This window comes from Staphylococcus sp. 191, assembly GCF_011174885.1.
In the GTDB taxonomy this organism is placed as follows: domain Bacteria; phylum Bacillota; class Bacilli; order Staphylococcales; family Staphylococcaceae; genus Staphylococcus; species Staphylococcus coagulans.
The window spans coordinates 45,719-66,916 of the sequence record NZ_PNRJ01000010.1; the positions used below are offsets into that span (position 1 = coordinate 45,719).

16 protein-coding genes are annotated in these 21,198 nt (G+C 35.5%); 7 read left to right on the forward strand and 9 right to left on the reverse strand.

Annotated features, from left to right (window positions below; all coding sequences use genetic code 11):
* Nucleotides 1–72 precede the first annotated feature (72 nt).
* Nucleotides 73–1,254: a lipoteichoic acid biosynthesis MFS flippase LtaA gene (gene ltaA, locus C1H58_RS08130; protein ID WP_165545887.1), complete on the reverse strand. Its 1,182-nt coding sequence runs from the start codon at nucleotides 1,252–1,254 to the stop codon at nucleotides 73–75.
* Nucleotides 1,232–2,407 carry a diglucosyl diacylglycerol synthase gene (locus C1H58_RS08135; protein WP_165545888.1) on the reverse strand — a complete coding sequence of 392 codons (1,176 nt, stop codon included), beginning with the start codon at nucleotides 2,405–2,407 and terminating at the stop codon, nucleotides 1,232–1,234. Before C1H58_RS08135 ends, ltaA begins: the two co-directional genes overlap by 23 nt.
* Before the next feature lie 543 nt (nucleotides 2,408–2,950).
* Between C1H58_RS08135 and C1H58_RS08140 the strand changes: the two genes are divergently transcribed.
* The 6 genes from C1H58_RS08140 (at nucleotide 2,951) to C1H58_RS08165 (ending at nucleotide 10,725) form a co-directional block, all read left to right on the forward strand.
* Nucleotides 2,951–4,441, forward strand: coding sequence for a UDP-N-acetylmuramoyl-L-alanyl-D-glutamate--L-lysine ligase (locus C1H58_RS08140; RefSeq protein WP_207554627.1), 1,491 nt, complete (start codon nucleotides 2,951–2,953; stop codon nucleotides 4,439–4,441).
* Entirely contained in the window at nucleotides 4,431–4,670 is a 240-nt protein-coding gene (locus C1H58_RS08145) for a YueH family protein (RefSeq protein WP_050331432.1), read from the forward strand. Before C1H58_RS08140 ends, C1H58_RS08145 begins: the two co-directional genes overlap by 11 nt.
* 17 nt (nucleotides 4,671–4,687) lie before the next feature.
* Entirely contained in the window at nucleotides 4,688–6,250 is a 1,563-nt protein-coding gene (locus tag C1H58_RS08150; protein WP_165545889.1) for a peptide chain release factor 3, read from the forward strand.
* Between the two features lie 379 nt (nucleotides 6,251–6,629).
* Nucleotides 6,630–7,433 (forward strand): TerC family protein, encoded by an 804-nt coding sequence (locus C1H58_RS08155; RefSeq protein ID WP_165545890.1) that lies wholly within the window; start codon nucleotides 6,630–6,632, stop codon nucleotides 7,431–7,433.
* A 251-nt stretch (nucleotides 7,434–7,684) separates the two neighbouring features.
* Complete coding sequence (locus C1H58_RS08160) at nucleotides 7,685–9,349, forward strand: S1C family serine protease (protein ID WP_165545891.1); 1,665 nt, start codon at nucleotides 7,685–7,687, stop codon at nucleotides 9,347–9,349.
* Between the two features lie 11 nt (nucleotides 9,350–9,360).
* Complete coding sequence (locus C1H58_RS08165; protein WP_165545892.1) at nucleotides 9,361–10,725, forward strand: TrkH family potassium uptake protein; 1,365 nt, start codon at nucleotides 9,361–9,363, stop codon at nucleotides 10,723–10,725.
* A 114-nt stretch (nucleotides 10,726–10,839) separates the two neighbouring features.
* Here the strand turns inward: C1H58_RS08165 and dltD are convergent, their stop codons facing one another.
* The 5 genes from dltD to C1H58_RS08190 are packed head-to-tail and all read right to left on the reverse strand — an operon-like array spanning nucleotide 10,840 to nucleotide 15,070.
* Entirely contained in the window at nucleotides 10,840–11,988 is a 1,149-nt protein-coding gene (dltD, locus tag C1H58_RS08170; protein ID WP_165545893.1) for a D-alanyl-lipoteichoic acid biosynthesis protein DltD, read from the reverse strand.
* Nucleotides 11,985–12,221 carry a D-alanine--poly(phosphoribitol) ligase subunit DltC gene (dltC, locus tag C1H58_RS08175; protein WP_165545894.1) on the reverse strand — a complete coding sequence of 79 codons (237 nt, stop codon included), beginning with the start codon at nucleotides 12,219–12,221 and terminating at the stop codon, nucleotides 11,985–11,987. Before dltC ends, dltD begins: the two co-directional genes overlap by 4 nt.
* A 33-nt stretch (nucleotides 12,222–12,254) precedes the next feature.
* Complete coding sequence (dltB, locus tag C1H58_RS08180) at nucleotides 12,255–13,472, reverse strand: D-alanyl-lipoteichoic acid biosynthesis protein DltB (protein ID WP_050331425.1); 1,218 nt, start codon at nucleotides 13,470–13,472, stop codon at nucleotides 12,255–12,257.
* Nucleotides 13,469–14,923: a D-alanine--poly(phosphoribitol) ligase subunit DltA gene (dltA, locus tag C1H58_RS08185; RefSeq protein ID WP_165545895.1), complete on the reverse strand. Its 1,455-nt coding sequence runs from the start codon at nucleotides 14,921–14,923 to the stop codon at nucleotides 13,469–13,471. The genes dltB and dltA overlap by 4 nt, the downstream gene beginning before the upstream one ends.
* A gap of 18 nt (nucleotides 14,924–14,941) precedes the next feature.
* Nucleotides 14,942–15,070 (reverse strand): teichoic acid D-Ala incorporation-associated protein DltX, encoded by a 129-nt coding sequence (locus C1H58_RS08190; protein WP_081635134.1) that lies wholly within the window; start codon nucleotides 15,068–15,070, stop codon nucleotides 14,942–14,944.
* A gap of 354 nt (nucleotides 15,071–15,424) precedes the next feature.
* On the opposite strand from C1H58_RS08190, the gene C1H58_RS08195 reads away from it, so the two are divergent.
* On the forward strand, nucleotides 15,425–16,930 hold the full coding sequence (locus C1H58_RS08195; RefSeq protein ID WP_165545896.1) for a bifunctional metallophosphatase/5'-nucleotidase: 1,506 nt from the start codon (nucleotides 15,425–15,427) through the stop codon (nucleotides 16,928–16,930).
* A 135-nt stretch (nucleotides 16,931–17,065) separates the two neighbouring features.
* Here C1H58_RS08195 and C1H58_RS08200 read toward each other — a convergent pair whose 3' ends face one another.
* Entirely contained in the window at nucleotides 17,066–20,176 is a 3,111-nt protein-coding gene (locus tag C1H58_RS08200) for an SdrD B-like domain-containing protein (RefSeq protein WP_165545897.1), read from the reverse strand.
* A gap of 413 nt (nucleotides 20,177–20,589) precedes the next feature.
* Nucleotides 20,590–21,192, reverse strand: a complete 603-nt coding sequence (locus C1H58_RS08205) for a CPBP family glutamic-type intramembrane protease (RefSeq protein WP_165545898.1) — start codon at nucleotides 21,190–21,192, stop codon at nucleotides 20,590–20,592.
* Nucleotides 21,193–21,198: the final 6 nt, after the last annotated feature.

Sequence of the window (21,198 nt, forward strand, 5' to 3'; positions counted from 1 at the left end):
AACCCTAGCATGTTGAATTATTTTAATATGTGTTTTTAAGTCAAAATTGGCCCTTGAAGTAAGTATGATTGTTTATGACTGATGACGTTTTACAAAATAGCTACCATAAAAAATAGCTAAGAAAAAGATAATCAGTGCTGCAAAATAAAAAGTATAAATAGGACTGCCAAAAAATTGTGATAGTGGTCCACCAAATAAAGGCCCTATCATAGCACCGAAGCCTTGTATACTATTAATCACGCCCCAAGTTTCTTCTTGTTCACTTGGATGGATAAAACTTGCCATGAAAGTGTTCCAAGCTGGCAACAGGATACCATAAAGCACACCAATGAAAAAGGCGATTATCCACACGACCACAATATGTGTTAAGAACGTTAAAATAAAAATAGAAGTACCGTAAATTACAAACCCTAAAAAGATAACGAAGTACATGAAACGTGTCGAATGGGCATCTATGATTTTTGATAAAAATAACATTGAAATGGTGCAACCTACGCCACCAATAACAATTGCAAGCGTGTATTCAAGCGTCGTCACACCGACTATATCCAAGGCATATTGCGGGAGCACAGGGACTAATGCACTGATTGCGAGCCCTTGCAATAAGATACCTGGAAATAAAATCAAATGACGTTTAGATACACTCACAATTTGACGTAATTGCTGCTTCACATTTTTCGTATTGTAATCGGTCAACTTAACTTTTACAAACCAATACAAGACGAACGCGATTGCGACACATAGCGACATTAAAAAATTGAAATGTGTTGGGTGAGATTTGAATATAAGGTTCATCGTAATCATACCGGCTAGCATCCCGGAGAGCCAAGAAAAATAGACATAGCCCATCTGTTTTCCTCGTGTTCGTTCATCGACACTTGCCAACATAATCACCCAAATTGGACACACAGCAATACCGAGCATAATAGAACTTAAAATGAGCACTACAGGTGAAGTAGGCATAAAGATAACTAAAAACAGGCTCACAAGGGCTAATATAAAACCTAAAGTGAGCACGATTGTTGGTCCAAGACGCTTTAAAACGAAGCCAACAAAAAAGTTACTAATAGAATCTGATATAAAATGTATGGAAATTGCAATTGAAGTGATACTGACTGCAATCGATGTTGCTGTTGGCAATAGGGGTAAATAACTCAGTACGTACATTCCTCGCGCAAATTCCATCAAAAATAAAATAACTAAGAGAATATAAAAATTTCTCATAGTCATTTTATTTGACGAGTAGTTTTGCATATAAAGGCACCTTTCCATAAACAGTTTCACATTGTGATGCGTTATAAAGTAGGTCGAGTAAATCCTGACATAAACGTTGTGTTGCATTAGGTTGACGTGCTTCTGCCATATTTTGAATCATCGCGTTGATTTCATTAGGATGACGTGTAAGATGTGTGACGATATCAATCGCTTCAGAAGGTGTATCTGCAATTTTTCCAAATGCTTTTTGTTCGAAGTATAAAGCATTTTCGAGTTCTTGACCTGGTGCAGGATTTAAGAAAATCATTGGCACTTTTCGAGTAAGTGCTTCTGAAATTGTAATACCACCAGGTTTCGTAATCATGAGGTGACTTGACGCCATCCACTCGTTCATATTGTTCGTATAACCTAAAATTAAAACATGGCGATTCCCTTTAAATGCTTTACTTAATTGACGTTTTAATTCTTTGTTTCGACCACAAATCATGACTACTTGGGCATTTGGACTTTCATCAATGATACGTTGAATCATTTGTTCAAACCCTTTAGATACACCAAAGGCGCCCGCAGACATTAAAATTGTTTGTGCTTTTGGATCTAAATGATGTTGAGTCAGCCATGCTTCTCGATCGATACGGTCTTCAAACCGTGCCGAAATAGGGATACCAGTGACTTTAAGAGTTTCTTTTGGAATGCCAACACTCGCAAACTCATCTTTTAAATCTTCTGTTGCTAAATAGTATCGTGCAGAATAAGGTGTAATCCAGTTTTTGTGCATGCGATAGTCTGTCATAACAGTGGCAATAGGGATGTTCATATTAAATTGTTCTGTTAAAACTGACATGACAGGTGTTGGGAACGTCAACAAAATTAAATCTGGTTTTTCTTTTAATAGTAAGTTTAATAATTTATTTAAACCGTAATATTTATAAAAACATTTATCTAACTGGTCTGGGCGGCTATAATAAAATGCTTTATACATACGACGAAAATATTTAAAACTATTGATATACCATTTCTTACAGATTGATGTCATAATAGGATGTGCTTCTAAAAATAAATCATGTTCTATTACTGTAAGATGTTCAAGATTCATATGACTAAGTTCTTCAATAATACTATTTGTCACTTGTATATGACCATTACCAAATGATCCCGTGATAATCAATATTTTTTTCTTTTGAGCTACCATGATAGCCACCCTCCGAGATATTCAGACTTATTATTTTTCTATGTAAGTGTATCGCAATTTGGGCTATTTGTGAAAAAATTAAAAGATTAATTACAAAAACCTTAAAATGTTAAAATAAACAGTATGTATGCCCATAAAATATTTAATGTTATTTTTTAATACATAGTATAATAGAAAGAAAAAACAAATAACACCTAAAATTGGCGACAATTTCATTATATTATCTTAATATACAACAAAACTCGGCACAATAGTAATTTAAAGATTTAGGGCTGCGGACGTATTAAAATCAATGACTAAAGTTAACTTTATTTACCCTTAAAATGTAGAAGGTAATCTTTTTTATCGCTTAAAATGTTTAACACGATGTGAACTAACTCACGCGCTGAAATCATAATGTACGCTGAGTATGGCCTCAAAACGGTTGAGCATGAAGTGATAACCTTGTATTGTCTAAGAAGAAATCTCAAATGAAATTAACTTTTCATTCTCATTCTCACGAGAGAAAAGTGTATAATATATGCGTATATCAAAAAAGGAGAGATGTCTGTGAACGCGCAACAATTGTTCGAAAATATATTAATAAAACAAGTCATAGGAAGTTTAGATAGAGACATAAATGATATTACGACTGATTCTCGGACAGCGAAAGCCGGAAGTATTTTTGTAGCATCTAAGGGCTATACTGTTGACAGCCATCGTTTTGCACAAAATGTTGTTGATCAAGGATGTCAAGTGGTCGTGGTGAATAGATTATTAGAGCTAGAAGGTGATGTCACACAAGTAATTGTACCGGATACGTTACGTGTTGCGAGTCATCTCGTACATCATATTTATGATTTTCCAAGTCAACATTTAACAACAATCGGTGTGACAGGGACAAATGGAAAGACTTCAATTGCGACAATGATTCATCACATCTATAGAAAGCTTGGAAAAGGAAGTGCCTATCTCGGTACGAACGGCTTTCAAATTAATGAAACATTAACAAAAGGTGAAAATACGACGCCAGAAACCGTTGTACTTACTAAGAAAATACACGAAGCTGTTGAAGCTGGCGCCGAAGCAATGACTTTAGAAGTATCCTCACATGGCTTAAGTTTAGGGCGTTTAAGTGGTGTGGAATTTGATGTTGCTATTTTTTCTAATTTAACGCAAGATCATTTAGATTTTCATGGCACGATGGAAGCATATGGACATGCTAAATCATTATTATTTAGTCAACTCGGTCAAGACCTTAGCCGTGATAAATATGCTGTTATCAATGCAGATGACGCTTTTTCAAACTATTTAAAATCGGTAACGCCATATGAAAGTATGACATATGGCATAGACAATGAGGCACAATTTATGGCAACAAATATTGTTGAAACGTTGCAAGGGGTGACGTTTGATTTTGTAACGCCTTTCGGTACATATCCTGTTAAATCACCTTATGTTGGACGCTTTAATATTTCAAATTTAATGGCAGCGATGATAGGCGTTTGGGTTAAAGGCACAGACCTCGACACGATTTCTAAAATCGTTGCTGACCTTGAACCTGTAGAAGGCAGATTAGAAGTATTAGATCCTTCATTACCTATCGATTTAATTATTGATTACGCGCATACGGCTGACGGCATGTCTAAACTTATCGATGCCGTGCAACCTTTTGTAAAACAAAAATTAATATTTCTAGTAGGTATGGCAGGAGAACGTGATTTGACGAAGACTCCTGAAATGGGACGTGTCGCATCTCGAGCGGATTATGTCATTTTTACACCTGACAATCCAGCAAATGATGACCCTAAAATGTTAACAGCTGAGCTCGCAAAAGGCGCAACGCATGATAATTACGTAGAATTTACAGATCGCGCTGAAGGCATCCGGCATGCGATTGCAGTTGCTGAACCCGGAGATACCGTTGTACTTGCTTCGAAAGGAAGAGAGCCTTATCAAATTATGCCAGGTCATATCAAAGTACCGCATCGAGATGACTTGATTGGATTAGAGGCAGCTTATCAAAAATTTGGTGGTGGTCCAAGTGAAGATTAGAGAAAGCCATAGTGAGCATCTTTCAGTAAAAGTATGGCTTTATCATAATAAAGGTGAAGGCTATATTCTCGTTTCTATACCTGACTTACATTGGTCAATTCAAGTTGACGATACAATGTTTGGAGAAACGCTAACAGAACACTTATTGATGCATTTATTTAATGTTATTGATGAACAAGAAGCGGAAGTTTTAGCTTTACGCATCACACGTTGGATACAAGAAGTATAATTAAAAGGAGATTTAAGATGAGTATTAAAGAAGAAGTGACGTCTCGGAAGACCTTTGCGATTATATCGCATCCGGACGCTGGGAAAACGACATTAACAGAAAAATTATTATATTTTAGTGGTGCTATTCGAGAGGCAGGTACAGTCAAAGGTAAAAAAACAGGTAAATTTGCGACAAGTGACTGGATGAAAGTAGAACAAGAACGTGGGATTTCTGTAACAAGTTCAGTCATGCAATTTGATTATGATGATTTTAAAATCAATATTCTCGATACACCCGGACACGAAGATTTTTCAGAAGATACCTACCGTACATTAATGGCCGTAGATAGTGCAGTGATGGTTATTGACTGTGCGAAAGGAATTGAGCCACAAACTTTGAAACTCTTTAAAGTTTGTAAAATGAGAGGTATTCCTATTTTTACATTTATTAATAAGCTCGATCGTGTAGGGAAAGAGCCTTTTGAATTGTTAGATGAAATAGAAACGACGCTAGGGATTGAAACTTATCCAATGAATTGGCCAATCGGTATGGGACAAGGGTTCTTTGGTATTATTGACCGTGCAACACGTACAATTGAGCCTTTCAGAGATGAAGAAAATGTGTTACACATCAATCAAGATTATGAACTTGAAGAGTCACATCCTATCGCGAATGATAGTTTATTTGAACAAGCGATTGAAGAACTTATGTTAGTAGATGAAGCAGGCGAAACATTCGATGAAGAAGCACTTATGAAAGGGGATTTAACACCAGTATTTTTTGGTTCTGCCCTTGCGAATTTTGGTGTGCAAAACTTCTTAAATGCGTATGTCGATCATGCGCCAATGCCTCATGCGCGTCAAACTGAAGAAGAAGTTGAAGTGAGTCCTTTCGACTCACAATTTTCTGGATTTATTTTCAAAATTCAAGCCAATATGGATCCTAAACATCGAGACCGCATCGCTTTTATGCGCGTAGTAAGTGGTGCTTTTGAAAGAGGCATGGATGTCACACTCCAAAGAACAGGTAAAAAGCAGAAAATCACACGTTCAACAAGCTTTATGGCAGATGACAAAGAGACAGTCAACCACGCTGTAGCAGGAGATATTATCGGTTTATATGATACAGGTAATTACCAAATTGGAGATACGTTAGTGGCCGATAATCAGAAGTTCCATTTCAAAGCATTACCGCAATTCACACCAGAAATATTTATGAAAGTATCGCCAAAAAATGTCATGAAACAAAAACATTTCCATAAGGGGATTGAACAATTGGTACAAGAAGGGGCAATTCAATATTATAAATCTCCGCATACCAATCAAATTATTTTAGGTGCTGTGGGTCAACTTCAATTTGAAGTGTTTGAGCATCGTATGAAAAATGAATACAATGTTGACGTGGTCATGGAGCCTGTAGGTAAAAAGATTGCACGTTGGATTGAAAACGAAGAAGATGTTCAAGACAAGATGAGTACTAGTCGCTCAATTCTTGTTAATGATCGTTACGACAATAAAGTCTTTTTATTCGAAAATGATTTTGCGACACGTTGGTTTGAAGAAAAGTTCCCAGAAATTAAACTGTATAGTTTACTGTAAGAAGTGGGACGTGTACTTTAAAGAGTGAAAAAATTATTTTTGTATTGTTATTTTGATAGAAAATTGGGTATAATGTTTACATCATAATTAAATACCTGTGACTGACTTTGGTCAGAGGGGAGTAACTTGATTAACGTGTCAATCGTTAATAACGCTTTGTCGTCATTACGAAGAACAATGATTCTTCCGGTGAAGCGGGCATCTGTTTGTGCTAAGTGAGACCTTTGCTATTGATTTAGCATGGGTCTCTTTAATTATGTCTGTGACATAAAGACAGTAACAGAGACGCTTAATCAAATGTCTATTGATATATTGAGTGTTTATAAAAACTTTTTGTCATATTTCAATTACTGATAAAAGTCAAAGGAGTGATCTTGCAATGGATCCAAGTTTGTTATTAACGTACGGATGGGTTATATTGGTTTTAGTCTTTTTAGAAGGCTTATTAGCAGCTGACAACGCCATCGTAATGGCTGTTATGGTTAAACACTTGCCACCAGAACAGCGTAAAAAAGCCCTCTTCTATGGTTTACTAGGTGCTTTTGTATTTCGTTTTATTGCTTTATTCTTGATTAGTATTTTAGCTAATTTCTGGTGGATTCAAGCATTAGGTGCAGCCTATTTAATTTATATGTCCGCTAAAAATCTATATGAGTTTTTCAAAACTAAAGATAAAGGCCACGAGTACCCTGACAATGATGATCATCATTATGACTCTGAGGGGGTAGAGAAAAAAGTGAGTGCTAAAGCGTTTTGGTTAACTGTGGCTAAAGTTGAATTTGCGGATATTGCTTTTGCCATCGATTCAATGCTCGCAGCATTAGCAATTGCCGTGACATTGCCAAAAATCGGTGTCCACTTCGGTGGTATGGATGCCGGTCAATTTGCGGTTATGTTTGTGGGCGGATTAATTGGTGTCATCTTAATGCGTTTTGCAGCCTCTTTCTTTGTTGAGTTATTAAATAAATATCCTGGCCTAGAAGGTGCGGCTTTCGCAATTGTAGGTTGGGTTGGTATTAAACTTGTCATCTTAGTACTTGCACATGATGACATCGGATTAATTCCACACGATTTCCCACACTCAGCAACATGGCAAATTATATTCTGGACAGTTATGATTGGACTTGTCGTTATCGGATGGTTCACATCAATGGTTAAAAATAAAAAAGATCAAAAACATTAATATGTTAAAAATCAAATAGTGATATATAGGGTTCGAACAAAGGATTGTTCGGACCCTTTCCTATTAAAAGGGTTATGACATGAAAGAAAGAAATTTACTTTTAGAGCCTTGAACGCAACAATCTCATGTCGCTTTGATGATGAATTTTGTAACGACAGATTTAGGATTTTTAATATTAAAAAGTGAATTTTACAGAAATTTAAGCGCTGATATGTCATAATAGAGTAAGAGCAACATAAGGAGGGCGTGCAATGGATCAGGATAAAAAACATGTGATTCCGAGACATCTATATAAAAGAAAAAGACGTGAGTTTTTTCATAATGAAGAGCGTGAAGCCAGATTGAAAGCAGAAAAAGAAGAAAATGCGCTCAAAGCTGAAAAGGAAAAGGCTCAAGTTAAAAATAATGAAGAGCGTGTGAAAGACAATCTACGCAAAGCACGCATTGAAAAAATTACTCATGATGATGGTGATAAGTCCCAAAACAAAGTGAAGCACGAAACAGAACCAAACAAAGAAGCTTCAAGACCGATTCAGGAAACATCGTCTGTGTCAATTAATGGCAGTGAAGCAGAGCAATCAAATCATAAAGATGCAGAGGTACAACAAGAAAGGTCAGAACAGGGGCAATTATCAAAACAGGCGTATCATAATGAAAATCAAGATGATCATCAAGGCGCAATGACTAAAACATCTGACAAACATCAACAAGAACATCCTCCGAAGCATCAGTACTCAACGAAGCGCGATTGGACTGAAAAAATCACACAATTTCTTTCTAGAGAATGGGCTAAAATTCTCATTATATTAGCGATTATTTTAGTGGTCATTTTATTATTTGCAATATTTAATAATGTGAATAAAAGTGAAAATGACAATGTCAAACAAGCGATTCAAGAACAGCAACATCAAAAAGGTACAAACAAAACGGTTACTAAAACGATGGAAAACGCGAATCTCGCAGTTAAATCCGTGGTATCTATAGAAAATAATAGTAAGAGTACACCAGATACAGTTCAAGATGCTAAGCAACAAACGCAAGAAGAAAAAGAAAGCGGATCAGGTGTCGTCTACAAAAAAGTGGACGACACCCTTTATATATTGACGAATGCCCATGTCGTCGGTGATAGAGAAAAGCATGAATTAACATTTGGCGACCATCAAACCGCAATGGGTAAAGTAATAGGAAAAGACAAATGGTCTGATCTTGCAGTCATGACCGTTCATGCACCTAAAGGCGATGTTTTAAAGCCAATTAAACAAGGCGATTCAAGTGCTTTAATTTTAGGTGAGCCTGTGATTGTAGTAGGAAATCCTTTAAGTTTAGATTTTCAAAATACAGTTGGAGAAGGCATCGTATCGGGTCTCAATAGAGATGTACCTGTTGACATCGATAAAGATAATGAATACGATACACTATTAAGTGCCTTTCAAGTGGATGCACCGATTAATCCAGGTGATTCTGGCGGTGCCGTTGTTGATCAAAATGGTGAACTGATCGGGATAGCATCACTAAAAATTAGTATGCCGAATGTACAAAGTATGGGTTTCGCGATTCCTATTAATCAAGCGATACATACAGCAAAATTGCTCGAAAAAGATGGTGAAATCAAACATCCAAATACACATCTTCAGTTAGATAATGTCATCGATGTGACAGATGCAACAAAAGATGATTATAACGTGAATAAAAGTTTAACAGAAGGCGTAATGGTGAGTAATATTGACGATGACAGTTCTGCCCAAAATTCAGGGTTGAAAAAGGGTGATGTCATAGTAGAATTAGATGGTAAGCCGGTTAAAGATAAATTGGCCTATCGACAAAAATTATTTGAACATACAAACTTGAAAGAAGCATTAAAATTAAAAGTGATACGTGAAGGTGAGGTTAAGCAAATCTCATATAAATTGAATTAGCTTTGGGGTGAATGGCTTTGTCCATAGTCAAATTTTTATTGAAAAGATCAAGCCCACAGCAAGGGATTGTCTTATATTACCTTGTCGCTATCGTTGGTGCGTTTTTACTGTTGAATTTGCCGGGTGTACATAAACCTGGTGTCAAAGTAGCACCCATCGATACTTTGTTTGTCGCTGTTTCGGGTGTAAGTGTAACGGGGTTAACACCGATAAACATTTCAGAAACATATTCTGCCTTTGGTTACATTGTCTTATTGGTTATCCTTAACATTGGCGGTATCGGTGTAATGGCGATTGGTACATTATTATGGGTTGTATTAGGAAAGCATATTGGAATTCGAGAGCGTCAACTCATTATGTTGGATAATAACAGAGAATCGATGAGTGGGACAGTTAAGTTAATTTTAGATATTGTAAGAGCAATTTTAGTGATTGAGTTAGTAGGGGCAACACTGTTAGCATTTTATTTTTATCGTGATATTCATAACATCAAAGAGGCTATCTTACAAGGTGTGTTTGTTTCTATCTCAGCAACAACGAACGGAGGTCTCGATATAACAGGTGATTCACTCATTCCATACGCGAATGACTACTTTGTCCAAACGATTGTTATGTTTCTGATCGTATTAGGCTCAATTGGTTTTCCTGTGTTATTGGAGATTAAAGCTTATATTAAAAATAGAATACCTAATTTTAGATTCTCTTTATTTACGAAAGTTACGACCGTCACTTATTTAATGATATTGATCGCTGGTGTACTCGGTATTTTAATGATTGAAGGTCGTGGTGTTTTTGCACACGAATCTTGGCACAAAACTTTGTTTTATGCCATGTTTCAGTCTGTGACAACGCGAAGTGCGGGATTAGAGACATTCGACGTTTCTCAATTTTCAGATGCAACCAACTTATTAATGGGTGCATTGATGTTTATCGGTTCCTCTCCAAGTTCTGTTGGTGGCGGTATACGTACAACGACTTTTGCGATTATTATTTTATTTGTGATTAATTACAAGCCGAATGCTGAGAAATCCTCAATTAAAGTGTTTAATCGAGAAATCCATAATCAAGATATTCAACGCTCATTTGCAGTGTTCTGTATCGCGATAATGCTCACGTTTTTAGGGATGTTTATAATCATTCTGTCAGAAGGAAGTCATATTGAATTTGTTAAAATTTATTTTGAAATTATGTCTGCCTTTGGTACGTGTGGGTTATCTACGGGGATTACTTCGCAGTTAAGCAATGTCTCAAAAGTTGTGTTGATGGTTTTAATGTTTATCGGTCGTGTAGGTTTAATCTCATTTATCATCATGATTAGTGGTAACCGTGAACCATCAAAATATCATTATCCAAAAGAAAGAATTCAGATTGGTTAAAAGGATAACTTTGCATTATTTCTTTGAAAGTAGCAATCTATTTTAATCTATAAAAAGGACCTCCATCTTATTTTGGAGGTCCTTTTTATGTTTCATACTTTTAAGGAAGTATGATTAATTTTTAGAATGAATATGTTCGTCAATGTGACGTGTCACATCAACCCAACCACGCCAACCAACGTGAACGGCATCACTCATATAGTAAGGTTCATAATCTTTATCTGATAAATCTACGACATGACCATGATGAGCCTCAATTGTTTTTACTATTTTTTGAGTAACCGGCAATCTTCTTTCTTTTGGAAGATTGATATGGTCATACCACTTACCATTAACAGGTAAGAGTACGTATTGCACGTCTGCACCTGAGTGGTTTAACGTATCTACGAGTAAAGCGAGGTCGTCATATTCAACTGAATTTGTATGGAATTCATGTTGACGGCTTACAGATTTTTTCTTCTGTAATTTTTTCCAATATTTATCTTTAATGTGATATGGATTTGTTTGACTTTGACTTTTTCCATATTCTAAAGCGTTTTCGTCTAATTTATTCCAGTTTAATGGTTGTTTCTTGTGTTCTTCTAACAGTTGTGGAAGTTTATTCGTGTGATGAATCGGTAAATAAGCACGTATCGCTTCCATTTTTTCCAGATGGTTCTCATATAAAGGATTTAAGAAATGACCATCTGAATGATGTTGAGTAGCCATATTTTTTAAAAACTCATTATCTTTATTATCTTTAAAGTGCAATAAGCGTTTTGCAAAACGCACTTTGATATCATTTGGAATATGTGGATTTTCAAAAATACTGTTGATTTGTAACTTAGAAGAACGCCCTTGATAGTTTAACTCAGTTAATCCATGTTTAGTAAACCATTGAGGTGAAACAATCACTGTCATTTTTTTGTCTTTCAAATGATCATATTGAGCGCCCAATGTCATCACTTGAATCAGGTCCGTCGAACCGCCGATACCCATATAAAATAAATCTTTTTTATGTCCTTTAAGTAATAATGCTGGTTGAAAAGGATCATCTTTTGTAAGTTCACTTGAACCATATACAGGGTAATAATGTGAGTCTTTAAGCATGTCAGTTTGTAAATATTCACCTTTTAACATGTTACTGTCATTAGCAACTTGATATTTAGGTAATTGGCTTGAGAGGTGAGGTGGAACAAACCATTTTGCTGGTAACAATATAAAGACAACAAATAATACGATACTTGTTAAAAATGCAATGAAGTAATGTTGCTTTGATTTCATCGTAATTTTGCCAATTCGTTAATGATTTGATTTGGCGTTCCCCAATCCTCTCTATTAAAGTCCATAATTGATACTTCGATATCAAGTTCCTCTTGAAAAGCAACTAATAATTGAACTGACTGTAAAGAATCCATAATACCCTCTTCGAAAAGTTGAATGTCAGGGTTTGTTTTTACAACATCGTCTTCTGCAACTTCCGCAATAATATCTAAAACTTTTTCATTAAAATCCATAAATATCGCTCCTTGTAAATTAAGTTTTAATCATTAAATTAATTGGCCTGAGAAAATTAAAAAGCCGAATGCAACAAAGTGGAATGTGATTACAATGCTTAATACATTGATGACAGGGTGATTCCATTTGCCAAAACGTTTCTTACGCCATTTTTCATAGTAGTTATAAAGGAAAAATAGCAATGCGTGATAGAGGCCATACGCGACATAAAACCATTCAAATCCATGCCAAAGCCCCATAATACCAAAGTTAAGTAAAAATGCGATATTAGAAACATGGAACGTTGATTTAATGTATTTTTTCTTTGCCATAAAGAACACAAAACGCATGTAAATACAGTCACGGAACCAGAATGATAAAGTCATATGCCATCTATTCCAAAAGTCTTTGATGTTTTTAGCACGGAAAGGTTGATTAAAGTTCATCGGTGTTTCGATGCCATAGATATAACTTAATGCAATCGCAAATAAACTGTATCCAGCAAAATCAAAGAATAGATAGAAACTGTAAGTATACATATAGAACCAGTAATCCCCAAATGTTTCTAGATGTCCTGTGTAAGGCGTAACCCCATAGTTTTGTATAACATGGGCAATGATATATTTATAAAGAAAACCAAGCATAATAAAATGAATGGCTTTGCCTAGTAGTTGACGATAACGCTCTTTTGTAAGTTCTTTATCATCATCTTTCTTAAAGCGACGATAGCGATCAATTGGACCTGAAGAAATCGTAGGGAAGAATGAAATAAACTGAATCAGCTTTATGACGTCTACTTTTTCTTTGAGTGTATGGTCATGAATTTCCATAATCAATTGAACACTTTTGAATGTGATATAAGAAATACCAAGGAATGCAAATAATTCAACAAGTTTTGAACTATGCATATGCAATTGTCCTTTACCAAGCCATGAACTTTGTAAAAGTTTAACCATAAATAATGGTGCAATCGATAAAACTAAAGCTAAGACATAGTAAGACGTTGAGCGATTTTGTGAAGTCATTCGCTCATAAACTTTAATAATCAAAGTTTGCCATAAAATATACGCAATGAAACTTATTAGTGGATAACTTATATAGCTAATTCCAAATAGGTTATGTTTTTTGTCAGCAAATATAATGACAATCATGATTGCTGTACTGATAAAATTGTATACTTTAGACCTTTTTCCGAATAACCCTAATATAATAACAGGGAGTAAAACAATGAGTGCAATCACAAAGAAATGAAAACTAGTGTATGGCGTCATGATTGATATACCTCATTAATTCGTTTGCGGTCTAATTTACCATTGTTTGTCAATGGCATTTCATCAGTAATCTCGATTTTTTTAGGAATCATATAGTCAGGTAATTCTTTTTTTAGACGCGTCTTGATTTCATGGCTAATGTCTTCAAAATGAGCGCCTTCAGCATTCAATTTTACAACCCCTGTAAGATAAACAATCTTACCTCTTTTATAAATAGGGACTACCATTGAAGCACTGATAAATGGTAAAAGGTTCATTCTTGATTCGATTTCTTCAAGTTCCATACGATAACCGTTATATTTGATTTGGTTATCGATACGACCTTTAATAAACCACATCTCATCCTGATGTACAGCGCGATCACCTGAATAGTAAGCGCGTTGTGCATCTTCTTTAAAGAATGCTTTTTCCGTCTTTTCAGGATCTTTCAAATAACCTGCACTTACCGAGTTTCCTTTGATGATTAATTCGCCTTCATCAGTTACACTTAACGTGGTACCTGGTCTTGGTACACCAACAGGTACAGTGTCATATTGTTCTAATAAAGATTGTGTGACTCTCACACTCGTGATGGCAACAGTGGCTTCTGTAGGACCATATGTGTTGTATAAATAAGAATCTGGAAACTTATTTAATAATGTTTTAGCTGTACGATGTGCCAAAACTTCACCACAAAATAAAAACGTTCGAAGCCCTTCCATGCCATTAGCATCAAATTGAGGAAGCATCAAACAGATTTCCATAAATGATGGTGTGGAGACCCAAACATTAATTCGTTCACTTTGGAACAATTCATATAAAGATTTAGGTGCAGCAATCATTTCTTTATCAATGAGTAACAGTGTGCCTCCTGAAAGTAAACAAGGATAGATGGCCATTACTGATAAATCAAATGAAAACGGTGCTTGGTTGACCCAAACATCTTTAGTTCCATATTGATTAAGTGAATCCACCCAGTTTGCAAATTCAACGAGACTATCGTAGTAAATTTCGACACCTTTTGGCATCCCTGTTGATCCAGATGTAAAGATGGTGTAGGCAATTGCATCACCTTTAATCGATGTGAAGGGTACCTCTTCTGTAAATGATTGAATATCTTGAATAAAATATTCAGTTGATACGTGTTGACCTATTGTTGCGTCAGTTGTATTAATAATATATTGCGGTACAACTTTCTCTAAAATATGAGAAATACGATTTGCAGGGATGGATTGATCAATTGGGACATAACCACATCCTGCTTTAAGTGCAGCAATCATACCCACAATCATAAATGGTGACATATGACCATATACAACAACTGGTGCGCTGCTATTTGAGAGTTGTGCCGCTAAGCGGTTCGAGTATGTTTCTAATTCTAAATAACTTAATGATTCACCACGATGTTGAACGGCGATATCATTAGGCTGTGTCTGACTGTACTGTGCAATCATTTTTAAAACATCTTTCATGTTTTAGCTCCTTTAATATTAAAAATCATTATAAATAAATGTGTTATGCGCATCGCCATTGCCATATATAAAGTACAAAGTCAACATAATAGCAAAATAAAGTAACGTTAAGGCGACGAATCTAACAGATGAGCGATTGAAATTCATAAACAATATTCACCTTTCGTGTAATGATTCATGACGTTTTGATAATGTAATTTAATCCGATAAAGTTAATTTAAGTTAATATTTTCTGAAAGTCAATTCATTTCTTGTAAAAAAGGATAAAAATACAAGAAAATAGGTCTGAAGATGTATGAGAATTTGTTAAAAAAATAAAAATATTTTTATAGTAAAATGAATAACTGAAAATAGATATATAATTAATAAGGTGCAGTTTAATCAAGGACTATTGAATTTGATTGTGTTTATTAATGAAAGAGGATTCTTTTTATTCAATCGTTAAAGGGTTTAAAAATATGGTAAAATACGAATTGAATAATAATGATTGGGGTGAAAGCAATGAGTCAGCATGATGAAATGAATATCCAGATTATTGCGACGTCTGATATGCATAGTCATATTTTAAATGAAAGTGAGCGTTCAAATATTTATCGGGCAGGTACATATATTAATGAAGTAAGACGTCAATATGACCATGTCGTCTTATTGGATAATGGTGGTAATTTAGCTGGAAGTATCACTGCGTTTTATTATGCCGTCATTGCACCATATAAACGCCATCCGATGATTAAACTTATGAATGCAATGGCATATGATGCAAGCGGGATAAGTTCGAATGAGTTTAAATATGGTTTGGACTTTTTAAACCGCTCTATAGCACTTGCACGTTTTTCTTGGTTATCAGCTAATATTGAATACTCAAGAACAAGAGAACCTTATTTTTCAACGCCTTATATGGTGAAAAATATTAATGGTTTAAAAATTGCGGTTGTGGGTTTAACTTCAGAAGGGCTAATGAAAAATGAAAATATAGAAATGGAATCAGATGTTACAGTAGAGAAAGCAACTGTAGCTGCTAAAAGATGGATTCGTTATATTTACGAAACGGTAGAACCTGAATTTTTGATTGTATTGTATCATGGAGGATTATCTAAGTTAAGTCATGATTCGAAATCACAAGGTGAGAATCAAGCAGAAATGATTATGAAACAAGTGGGAATCATTGATTTAATGATAACAGGGCATCAACATGAGACATTAATTGAAAATGACGGTGAAACGCTATTTGTTCAAGCGGGACAAAATGCTGAGAATTTAGTGCATGTAAATGTTAAATTTCGTAAAAGACGGAATTCATTTGAACTGCTCGAAATGGAGCCTGAAATTGTCTCTTTAAACGAATATGAAGAGGACCAGTCACTGTTAGATTTAACACATTATGACCGAAAAGCGGTGAGAAGTTGGAAAAATGAATCCATTCATCATCACGATATAGATATGTGTTTTTCACATCTTCATGAGCTCCTTGTTCAACCACATCCATACATCCAATTATTACATGAAAGTCTCGTTCAAGAATTGGAAGCAAACATGACATGCGTCAATTTGCCTTTACCTAATGCGACGGGTTTAAAAGGTGTCTTAAAAAATGAAGACATATACAATATGTACCCACATCCTGATAAGCCAATGGATATGACACTGAAAGGGAGCGTTATTAAACAGCTCATTGAAGAAAGCGTAGCCCACCTTGAATGGGATGGCAACTATTTAACTGTTGGTGATATGGATCCGACGCACTTTTTATTTTGGTCAGGTTTTGATTTCACAATTGATATCAATCAGCCGCCATATCATCGCGTGACACAGTTCGGTTTACGTGAAGATTATAGTTATCGCATTGTCATGACAGATTATATTTATCGTCACTATAAGGAAATTTTACAAGATGTGACATTACATCAAACTTATCCAGTAACGATGCCAGAGCTAATTGCGAAAATTCTTAAACAACAGTTAGAAATTAAAAGACCTAAGTCGAATATGTCCATTACCGGTTTATAATAAAAACCCCGTAAGACTAAGCAAAAGTGCTTAGAACTTATGGGGTTTCTTTAGGATAAAGTTGATGTTTTGTAATGAAATGAAGTAGGGGTTTCATTTACAAAATATCGTTACCATATCAGAAAAACGTGAAGATTATTTATCTTGACGGTGACGACGTTTACGTAATAAGAATAAACTACCTAATCCAGCTAATAAAGTACCAAACAGCATACCTTGATTTGAAGAAGTTTGACCGGATTTCGGTAATGCTTTAGATTTTTGCTGTTCATTCATCCCTTCATGATTTGAAGCATTTGATTGAGTCATATGCTGTGCAGGAGATGGAGTCGTTTCATGTTGTCCTGGCATTCCTGGTTCATTTGGCATATTTGGTGATGGCTGATTTGGATTACCAGGTTGGTTCGGTTCATTCGGTAATGGTTGGTCCGGATTACCAGGTTGGTTCGGTTCATTCGGTGATGGTTGGTCCGGATTACCTGGATCATTCGGTTCGTTCGGTAATGGTTGATCAGGATTGCCCGGTTGATTAGGCTCATCTGGTGATGGTTGATCCGGATTACCTGGATCATTTGGTTCGTTCGGTGATGGTTGGTCCGGATTACCTGGATCATTTGGTTCGTTCGGTGATGGTTGGTCCGGATTGCCCGGTTGATCAGGCTCATCTGGTGACGGCTGGTCCGGATTGCCCGGTTGATCAGGGTCATCTGGTGATGGTTGATCCGGATTGCCCGGTTGATCAGGCTCATCTGGTGACGGCTGGTCCGGATTACCTGGGTTGTCCGGCTCATCTGGAGTTACTTTATAAAAGCCACTATCGATAGTCAGATCATTATCATCAACTAGAATCTTTGCTGTCGTACCGTTTGAGTCATTATTTAAAAAGCCTTGACCTGTAATTGTTGGTGTATAACCATTAGGTGTTTCAAAGTCTATAGTATATTCACCTTCTGTAACATCTTTAAATAAATATTTACCATTCTCGTCAGTCACTTCTGTACCGATGATATTGCCATCTGCATCTTTAAGTGTAACGGTTACGTTGGCAATACCAGGCTCGTTATCATCTTGAATACCATCTTTGTTTGTGTCTTCCCAAACTTTATCACCCACATTATATTTAGGTTTTTCTGTTCTATAGAAACCTTGGTCAACTGTTAAATTGTTTCCATCACTAATTATTGCTAAAGCATCAGCTGGTCCATCAGAATCTAGAGCGTCATTGCCTACATTTGGCGTAGTTGGTGAGTAATTGTTAGGTGTTTCAAAATCGACTTTGTAAGTTCCGTTAGGTAGATTATCAAAAGAATATTTCCCATTTGCATTTGTCTCTGTCGTTTCAATAACTGTACCATTACTGTCTTTTAATGTGACTTTTACACCCGGGATGCCGAGTTCATCATTATCTTGAATCCCATTTTTGTTTGAATCTTCCCAAACTTTATCACCGAGTGAGTAGACAGCTTGTGAGCCATCAGCTGTACCACTTGAACTACTTTTTAAGATGTTATTATCCCAAGTTAAACGATCGTATTGGCGGTATTGGTTTTGTGTATACATTGTTGAGCGTAAGTTAAGATCTGCTTTTGAATCGGGTTTTTCTTTGCTTGTCACTTTAACGATGTAACGTGCACCATTTAAATTACCAAAATCTATATACGCTAATCCGTCTTTATAGTAATTTATGTTGAATTGGTTCGTAACATCTTGATACTGACTATCTTCTACACCAAAACTATCATTTAGTTTGTCATTAGGACCGACTTTGAAAATTTGGATTTTAGAATTTTGAGGATCTAATTGACCATTACTTTTAGCTGGATCATCTTGATAAGATTGAAGAGCCACAACTGTTCCGTTAGCTTTGCGTTGCAACGGATTGACATAAATATATTGCTCATAATCGCCTTTATTAGGATCTTCAAGTGTAATCATCGATTTAAGGTTAGAATCGCCAACGTTGTAATATTTACCATAATTTACAGTGATTTGTGTATCTAAACTTTCACCTGCAATTTTGTAGTTCAAAGGATAGACTTTTGAGTCTGTTGCTACTTTACGATCCATAAACTGTGTCAAATTAAACTGACCTGAGATGTTCGTTAAATTATTTACAGCATCAGTAAACGTATAGGTCATACGATGATTTTGAACATCATAATCACCTAGCGCAATCACTTGACCATCCGCATTTTTAATCTTCTCTTGATGCTTAGGGTCAAATCGTGTATCCCCATATACATTGACAGTATTTGGCATTTCAACGGTAAAGTAGTCACCACTTTTTACTTGGCCATCCACGTTAAATTTACTTCTCAAATAATAGCTTCCAGAGTTGTTCGGTTCAATATATGTTTCAGAAGTAGAGATGTCAGTTGCATTAATCTTATCATTTACATTTGACCCTCCTGATGCGACAGGTTGCGCTTCATTTGTACTAACAGCACGCAATTTTGTTGTCCCTTTAACTTTTTTGAGTTCTGAAGATGTCGTAGGTGAAGTTGTCGCGTATACACTTTCTGTAGATGTATTTTGACTGTTCGTGTTAGAAGATTCAACAGGTTGAGTAGGTGTTGTCGTATTCTTTTGAGGAGTACTAGAATTTGAAAGATTTTCTTCTGGTGCATTATTTTGATCTGTTGAATTTTGGTCTTTAGTTGTTTGAGTATTTGTAGGTTGTTCATTCACATTTTGAGTATCTGTTGTTTCTTTTTCAGTAGATGTTGAATCTGTGGATGCTTTATATTGTGTTTGTTGCTGTTCAGTTGAAGGTTGTTTTTCAGTTGAGTTCGTAGGTTGATTGTTCTCTGTTGTGGCATTTGCAGAATTTGTTGTTGAAGATGAATTTGTAGGTTGCTCACTTTCTGTTGATGCTTTTTCTGGGCTTTGTTGTTCTGCTTGATTTGTGTTTGACACAGATTCTTGATTTTCAGGAGACTGTACATTTTCATTCTGAGTATTTGCGTTATCTTTCGGTTGTGATGCAGACGCTTCTTTAGTTGCATTTTCATCAGCTGAGGGACTGTCGTTATTTGTTTCAGGTTGGGTGCTAGATGCATCTTCGTTATCTGGTGACTGTAACTGGTTAACAGTCACAGGTTGTTGCGTATTTTCTGCCGCAAATGCTTCGTGATGAATACCAAAAAATGCAACGGTACCTATTAAGAATGAGGCGGTGCCTACAGAACATTTTCTAATCGAAAAACGAGAAAGTGTTCTAGCCTTAGTTAGGTAATGCTTGTTCATAAAACTATCATCTCCAAATTCAAATTTATTGATTAACAGATTAATTAATCGTGTAAAAATTCTATCACAACAGATTGTTAATTACAAAGAGTTAAATTAAAGATTTTAATTAAACGTATATATTTAAATAGAAATTTATGATATTTTAAAAATGATGTTAAACAACTGTAATGATATTTTTGATAATAAAAAAATATATATTTATTAGAATTAATAGATTTTAAAAATAGGTAGTTTACGAAATCGTCGTAGGTTGAGAATCAGTGCTATTTTTAATTTGTATACGTAAAGTTATAAGGATTTTTGATACATTGAGGCATGATTCTCTATATTTTTGGGGGTGAAGGTAAAAGGGGAAGCGGGTATAAAAAAACAGCAAACGGCCTATAAATCGGCAACATTTGCTGTTGAAATTAACCATGAAAAATTAATAAAATTACAACCGCTACAATTTGGGCTACTGTCGTTGTGACAATACGGCGTGTATACGTATAACTTAAACTGAGGAATAACTGACAAATAAATATAAAGACGACAATCCACCATTGATCAAGGTAGATAAAAAATGAACTAGAAAGTAATGCGCTTATCAAAATTGCAGGCCAATCGCGATGTGTCAACTGCGTGACTGACTTTTGCAAAATTGAGCGAATATAAAGCTCGTGGCAAGGCATAACAAAAAGCAATGTGACGAGCATTTGCCATTTGAAGTAAACCCCTGTCAGCGATAACTGTCGAATTAATGACGTATAGGATAGGTCACTTGTAATCCAAGAAAAAATGACTTGGACAAGGACGAGGACCACACCTGTAATAAGTCCTGTAATAATTGACGTCGTTAAACGCTTAGATTCAAAATCACGTTGGTAAAAAACATAACTAATTCCAGCAATCAGCATGATGCCCGTATACAACTGCCAATAAACTTCATGTTCACCCCACATGATAAATAATATAATGTGAAAGGCAATAAAGCTGAGTATAAACCAAAGTAGCGACTTATTTATTTTTTTCATACGAAT

What these genes read in the sequence shown, in the direction of transcription:
- dltA (WP_165545895.1), bottom strand. Translation starts at nt 14,923, where the DNA reads ATGAAAGATGTTTTAAAAATGATTGCACAGTACAGTCAGACACAGCCT.
- C1H58_RS08190 (WP_081635134.1), bottom strand. Translation starts at nt 15,070, where the DNA reads ATGAATTTCAATCGCTCATCTGTTAGATTCGTCGCCTTAACGTTACTT.
- C1H58_RS08140 (WP_207554627.1), top strand. Translation starts at nt 2,951, where the DNA reads ATGTCTGTGAACGCGCAACAATTGTTCGAAAATATATTAATAAAACAA.
- C1H58_RS08160 (WP_165545891.1), top strand. Translation starts at nt 7,685, where the DNA reads ATGGATCAGGATAAAAAACATGTGATTCCGAGACATCTATATAAAAGA.
- C1H58_RS08205 (WP_165545898.1), bottom strand. Translation starts at nt 21,192, where the DNA reads ATGAAAAAAATAAATAAGTCGCTACTTTGGTTTATACTCAGCTTTATT.
- dltB (WP_050331425.1), bottom strand. Translation starts at nt 13,472, where the DNA reads ATGACGCCATACACTAGTTTTCATTTCTTTGTGATTGCACTCATTGTT.
- dltD (WP_165545893.1), bottom strand. Translation starts at nt 11,988, where the DNA reads ATGAAATCAAAGCAACATTACTTCATTGCATTTTTAACAAGTATCGTA.
- ltaA (WP_165545887.1), bottom strand. Translation starts at nt 1,254, where the DNA reads ATGCAAAACTACTCGTCAAATAAAATGACTATGAGAAATTTTTATATT.
- dltC (WP_165545894.1), bottom strand. Translation starts at nt 12,221, where the DNA reads ATGGATTTTAATGAAAAAGTTTTAGATATTATTGCGGAAGTTGCAGAA.
- C1H58_RS08200 (WP_165545897.1), bottom strand. Translation starts at nt 20,176, where the DNA reads ATGAACAAGCATTACCTAACTAAGGCTAGAACACTTTCTCGTTTTTCG.
- C1H58_RS08195 (WP_165545896.1), top strand. Translation starts at nt 15,425, where the DNA reads ATGAGTCAGCATGATGAAATGAATATCCAGATTATTGCGACGTCTGAT.
- C1H58_RS08150 (WP_165545889.1), top strand. Translation starts at nt 4,688, where the DNA reads ATGAGTATTAAAGAAGAAGTGACGTCTCGGAAGACCTTTGCGATTATA.
- C1H58_RS08165 (WP_165545892.1), top strand. Translation starts at nt 9,361, where the DNA reads ATGGCTTTGTCCATAGTCAAATTTTTATTGAAAAGATCAAGCCCACAG.
- C1H58_RS08135 (WP_165545888.1), bottom strand. Translation starts at nt 2,407, where the DNA reads ATGGTAGCTCAAAAGAAAAAAATATTGATTATCACGGGATCATTTGGT.
- C1H58_RS08155 (WP_165545890.1), top strand. Translation starts at nt 6,630, where the DNA reads ATGGATCCAAGTTTGTTATTAACGTACGGATGGGTTATATTGGTTTTA.